Source organism: Anabaena sp. CCY 9402-a (assembly GCF_963920945.1).
GTDB lineage: Bacteria > Cyanobacteriota > Cyanobacteriia > Cyanobacteriales > Nostocaceae > Trichormus > Trichormus minutissimus.
In genome coordinates, this window is record NZ_CAWUDL010000150.1 from 1 (window position 1) to 5,214 (window position 5,214).

The following is a 5,214-nucleotide window of genomic DNA, read 5'->3' on the forward strand; positions in this document are numbered from 1 at the left end:
ACTCACTACTCACTACTCACTACTCACTACTCAGCACTCAGCACTCAGCACTCACTTTTTACCCTCCCCAGACTTTTTGCAAAATCGTTTCGGGAGAAATATCTGCCACTGTTGCGGTAGGAGATTTGATACCCAGAAACTTGTCGCTGTTTGGTAACAATTTGCTTGGCTCTGTAGAACCAAACAGACCAATGGTGTAAGTCTGTACTGCTACACTGAGTTGTAATGGCACACTATCAGTAGTTAACATCAAGCTAGCTCCAGCGATCATAGCCGCTAACTTGCCGATATCTTCAGGGGCTGTCACCTTAATATTGGGACATAAATCTCGGAGCGATCGCACTAATGCTTCATCATTCGCTCCTTGAATGACTACTACAGGTAAATCTGGCTGTTTAGTTTGAAAGTCTTGAATGATTTCTTGCCATTTATCTAGCGGGTAAAGATCCAACGCCTGGGGTTTGGATACCCAGCTAGTACCGCCATAAATCAACACATAACTTGTTCCATTTACTCCTAGGCGTTTTTGTTCTGTTTGCGCCCACTCAATATCGGGTTTAGGCACATTCACCGCTAGCTCTGGGTTAGAGGTGGTAATACCGAGTGGTTGCAGCAAGTCATGGTAAGTTGTTGCTACATACTGGGATGCTTTAAAAGGTACAGTTTTGGTGAGAAATCCAGAGCCTTTACCTTGGTAGCCAATGCGCGTGGGAATTCCGGTTAACCAGAGGAAAAGACCCACTAACCAACTTTGACCAACGGTAATGGCTGCATCATACTCGCGATCGCGAATTGTGCCTACAAGGTTGCCCCAATCTGCCAGGCTATTACGGTCTTTGTAATCGAAAATCAGTACATCATTGACTGACTTGCTCACCCGGTAGGCAGCCTTTGACCGGGGTTCGGTAACGACATCTAGTTGTGCGTTTGGATAACATCTCTTCAAATCGTCTAGAGTCGGAAAGAAGAGAATTTGATCGCCAATTCCACCAGGTACAAGGGCTACTACTCGCATAATAATTATTGACGCTTACTCGCTCCTTATTTTAGGTGAATATAGGTATGCCCCTGCGGGGAATTCAAAATTCAAAATACTCCTCCGGAGCAGCAAGCTACAAAATTCAAAATAAATCGCTTTAAAGTTTGAGGAATGCTGTGTATTTACTAATTCCAGCCGCAGGTGTCGGCAAAAGGATGGGTAGCCAACGGAATAAACTGCTTTTGGAGGTGCGATCGCAATCTATTCTGGCTTGGACTCTCTTAGCTGCACAAGCAGCCAGCGAAATAACTTGGATTGGGATTATTTCTCAACCCACTGACTGGCGAGAATTTAAAGAAATTCTCGCCAACTTAGAGCTAACTAAACCAGTAGAGTTAATTATCGGCGGTTCTACCCGTCAAGAATCAGTTTATAACGGCTTACAGGCACTACCAAAGGCAGCAGAACAAGTTTTAATTCACGATGGGGCTAGATGTTTGGCAACACCAGATTTACTGAACTCCTGCGCCCAAGCTATTCGTCGATGTTCGGGCTTAATTGCGGCTGTACCAGTGAAAGACACGATCAAAGTCGTGGATGGAAATGGCATAATTCAAAGTACACCCGACCGTAGTCATCTTTGGGCAGCACAGACACCCCAAGGATTTAACGTCAAGCTGTTAAAACAGTGCCATGCTGAAGGCGTTAGTCAAGGTTGGGAAGTTACCGACGATGCAGCTTTGTTTGAAAAATGCGGCATCGAAGTGCAAATTGTGGAAGGAGAGGAGACAAATCTCAAAATCACCACCCCCCAAGATTTAGCGATCGCAGAATTTATCCTCAGCAGTAGGTACTGAGTAGAGGAAAAGCATCCTTTTGAGGCGTGACTTCCCATCAGTTGTGGGGTTTTCATATTGACTTAAAATCAGAAAAGAGGTATAATCCCACACATTTATCAAACATAAATCTTTAAGCCTTAAAAAGAAAATAAAGCAGCTTAAAGTCAATTTTCAATTACTAAGAACTATTGACTATTGACTAATGACTATGGAATCTGGAATAAATGAATACAGCCACAGCGACTAAGATAGAAGCGATTCTCTATTTGAAGGGTAAGCCTTTATCGCTCGGTGAAATCGCCGAGTATGCCGCCTGCGATCGCGCGACGGTCGAGGAAGGCATAATTGAATTAATGGATAACTACGCCCACCGAGAGGGTGCTTTGGAAGTCGTAGAAACGCCAGCTGGTTACAGCTTGCAACTACGGCCTGACTTCCATGACTTAGTACAAACGCTGATTCCCGTAGAATTAGGACTAGGTGCATTGCGAACACTAGCTGCGATCGCTCTTAATAGTCCCATCCTCCAAAGCGATTTAATTAACCTACGAGGCTCAGGAGTATATCAACACGTTCCTGAACTAGTCGAACTAGGTTTTGTTCGCAAACGCCGAGATAATGAATCCCGTTCCTATTCGCTACAAGTAACCCCAAAATTTCATCAATATTTTCAAATCGAACAACTCCCCCAAATTCTTGCCCAAAACGAGAAAGAACAACAACTAGAACTAGTTCTGGAAACAGGGGATTAGGGAGTAATGAGTAATGAGTAATGAGTAGTGAGTGGGTGGGTGGGCATTATATTTTTCTCCCCCTGCTTCCCCTGCTTCCCCTGCTTTCTTGCCCCCTGTCCCCTGTCACCTGTCACCTATCCCCAGTCCCCAATTACCCACTACCCTTGTACTATGGTTTAAAGTAGAATTAGCAACTAAGCTAAAAAAAATTGCCAATGGTGTTTGATCCTGATTTTTTGAACGACAACTCCGAGGAACACCCCAACCAACTGCTTTCTGACAACTTTGGGGAAAGCCCCAATCAGTTACTCAAATATCTCCAACATCAGTCTCCAGAAGTTCTAGCCCGTGTTGCCCAGTCCGTCAGTCCGGAAATTAAACAAATTATTTCCCAGAACGTGCAAGGGCTAGTGGGAATGCTCCCCGCAGAAAGTTTCAACGTCCAAATTACCACCGACAAAGAAAACCTTGCCGGAATACTAGCATCAGCTATGATGACAGGTTATTTTCTGCGCCAAATGGAACAAAGAATGCAGTTAGATCATTTGTCTAATGGTCAATAGTCAACAGGTTTGGATTTTAGATTTACTGTATTCTCTACGTTCGCGTAGCAGACGCAGCGTAGCATCCAAAATCCAAAATCCAAAATGTGTATCGGTCAATAGTTCAAAATGGGTGCAAGATAATTAAAGTCTAAGAACTAATGACCAATGACCAATGACTACTTTTTGGGGTAAACTCCTGACTGCACTGGTACAGTGACGATTTTCCCATTGCGGTTAACTTCTATGACGAGAATATCTCCCACCGTGCTGGACTCAACCTGTTTCTGTACTTGTGCTGATGTTTTTACTGATTTATCGTTAATTTTTTGAATCACATCGCCAGGGAGTAGTCCTGCCTGTTTAGCTGGTGAATCAGGTCGCACATCTTTAATCACAACCCCAGTGTCTTGTTGAATATTGAGCTTATTTTCTCGATTAATTTGTTGCTTTTTGGTGGGAGATAAGTCTGTCATTTCAATCCCTAAAAAGGGATGTTCTACGCGCCCTTTGGTAAAAAGTTCGTTAGCAATGCGGGCAGCAGTTTCTATGGGGATAGCAAAACCTAGTCCTTGAGCATCGGCGCGGATAGCGGTATTAACTCCAATGACTTCGCCTTGGGCATTCAATAAAGGACCGCCGGAGTTACCGGGGTTAATGGCGGCATCGGTTTGGATAAAGCTGACTCGTTTATCAGGGACACCAACCTGTGCGCTGGTGCGGTCTGTGGCACTAATAATGCCGATAGTGACCGTATTATCTAAACCTAAAGGATTACCGATCGCGATCGCCCACTGTCCGGGAATTAAATTTTGTGAATTTCCCAACTTCACTGTCGGTAGGTTATCTCCGGGAATCTTGACTACAGCTACATCTGTGACATTATCAACTCCCACCACCTTGCCTTCAAAAGTCCGGCCATCTTTGAGAGTTACTTGTACTGTATCTGTGTCAGCTACCACATGGGCATTAGTCAGCAATTGTCCTTTTTCACTTAAAATAAACCCTGAACCAGTACCACGTTCAATACGTTCTGAGGGAATTGGTTGTTCATCCTCGCCAAAGAATCGGCGCAATAAAGGATTTTTTAAAGCATCTGAGATGGGATTGGCCACTTTGCGAGTAGCATTAATCCGCACAACTGCTGGCCCAACTCTTTGTACTGCATTAGCAATAAAATTGACATTATCACCACCAATAGCCCCTGGAGAAACATTCACAGGGTTAGATGTCATAGATTCTGAAGGTAGAGCCACTGTGACATTCTTGATTTGTTGAAACGAGCGATTTTGTGGGAGGAGATAGCGACTGCCTAACAAACCTACGCCACTGCCAATCGCCAATAAAGACAAGTAAGCGGCTATTTGCTTTAAAGATAAATTCATAATGACTACACTTAAGGACAGCAATGCAGTTGCTAATTTATAAGTTTAGTCAAACAACCAGCAAGTGAACAGATAAATTTAACATTCAGTAGCTTTTTGACTGGAGTTTAGACTAAATCGGTCATGTTCAAGAAAAAAAGGGAGTCTGATTGAATACAGTCCCCCTTTGGGTAGAAGGTGAGAAAAGAACTACCATTACTCACCTACCGGGACTTAGACAAAAATCAAGCCCAAATGTAACCCAAACTAGCTTTGTAAGCAGCAAACACGTCACGGTTTAGGGTCAACCAATCAAAAAATCGGTAAGACATAGCTGTTCTAAAGGCTTCCAAAGCTTCAGTAAAAGTGTTCAAGGGTTTATTTGCCCACCTGCGTCTCAAGCCTCCTGTCAACTGATGCCAAAGAATAAAAGTGTAGGCACAGAAAACCAGAATAAAATGGCGCAGTAAACTCCTTTTATCTCGAACTTGATATTCTTTAAGCCCTAACCATCCCTTGGCTTCTCGATAGAAAACTTCCACCCAATTGCGTTGAGAATGAGTGTCAACTATCCATTGAGGCGTAACAATTGATGAGGAAATATTAGTAATAAAATAATCAATATCAGTGGCTTGAGCGAAAGTATCAGCGTTATCCCGCATCTACAATCACTATTCCTGGTTGATATCCCAATACTTCTCGGCAATACTTCTCGGTTAAGAACAAAAGCAAGGTAAAGTGATAATTGTTCACTTA

The 5,214-nt window shown here is 43.3% G+C and carries 5 protein-coding genes and 1 pseudogene; 3 read left to right on the plus strand and 3 right to left on the minus strand.

Annotation, left to right across the window (positions count from 1 at the left end; all coding sequences use genetic code 11):
- Window positions 1–58: 58 nt before the first annotated feature.
- Window positions 59–1,015 (minus strand): glycosyltransferase family 9 protein, encoded by a 957-nt coding sequence (locus ACM0OR_RS27530; RefSeq protein WP_414579583.1) that lies wholly within the window; start codon window positions 1,013–1,015, stop codon window positions 59–61.
- A 140-nt stretch (window positions 1,016–1,155) separates the two neighbouring features.
- On the opposite strand from ACM0OR_RS27530, the gene ispD reads away from it, so the two are divergent.
- From ispD to ACM0OR_RS27545, 3 genes are all read left to right on the plus strand, one after another.
- Window positions 1,156–1,836 (plus strand): 2-C-methyl-D-erythritol 4-phosphate cytidylyltransferase, encoded by a 681-nt coding sequence (gene ispD / locus ACM0OR_RS27535; protein ID WP_414579584.1) that lies wholly within the window; start codon window positions 1,156–1,158, stop codon window positions 1,834–1,836.
- A 206-nt stretch (window positions 1,837–2,042) separates the two neighbouring features.
- Window positions 2,043–2,570, plus strand: a complete 528-nt coding sequence (gene scpB, locus ACM0OR_RS27540) for an SMC-Scp complex subunit ScpB (RefSeq protein WP_414579585.1) — start codon at window positions 2,043–2,045, stop codon at window positions 2,568–2,570.
- Window positions 2,571–2,767: 197 nt separating this feature from the next.
- Window positions 2,768–3,115: a DUF760 domain-containing protein gene (locus ACM0OR_RS27545; protein ID WP_414579586.1), complete on the plus strand. Its 348-nt coding sequence runs from the start codon at window positions 2,768–2,770 to the stop codon at window positions 3,113–3,115.
- Between the two features lie 158 nt (window positions 3,116–3,273).
- Here ACM0OR_RS27545 and ACM0OR_RS27550 read toward each other — a convergent pair whose 3' ends face one another.
- Window positions 3,274–4,479 carry an HhoA/HhoB/HtrA family serine endopeptidase gene (locus ACM0OR_RS27550; protein ID WP_414579587.1) on the minus strand — a complete coding sequence of 402 codons (1,206 nt, stop codon included), beginning with the start codon at window positions 4,477–4,479 and terminating at the stop codon, window positions 3,274–3,276.
- Window positions 4,480–4,703: 224 nt separating this feature from the next.
- A pseudogene (locus ACM0OR_RS27555) lies at window positions 4,704–5,111 on the minus strand (IS701 family transposase); the annotation flags it as partial.
- Between the last annotated feature and the right edge of the window lie 103 nt (window positions 5,112–5,214).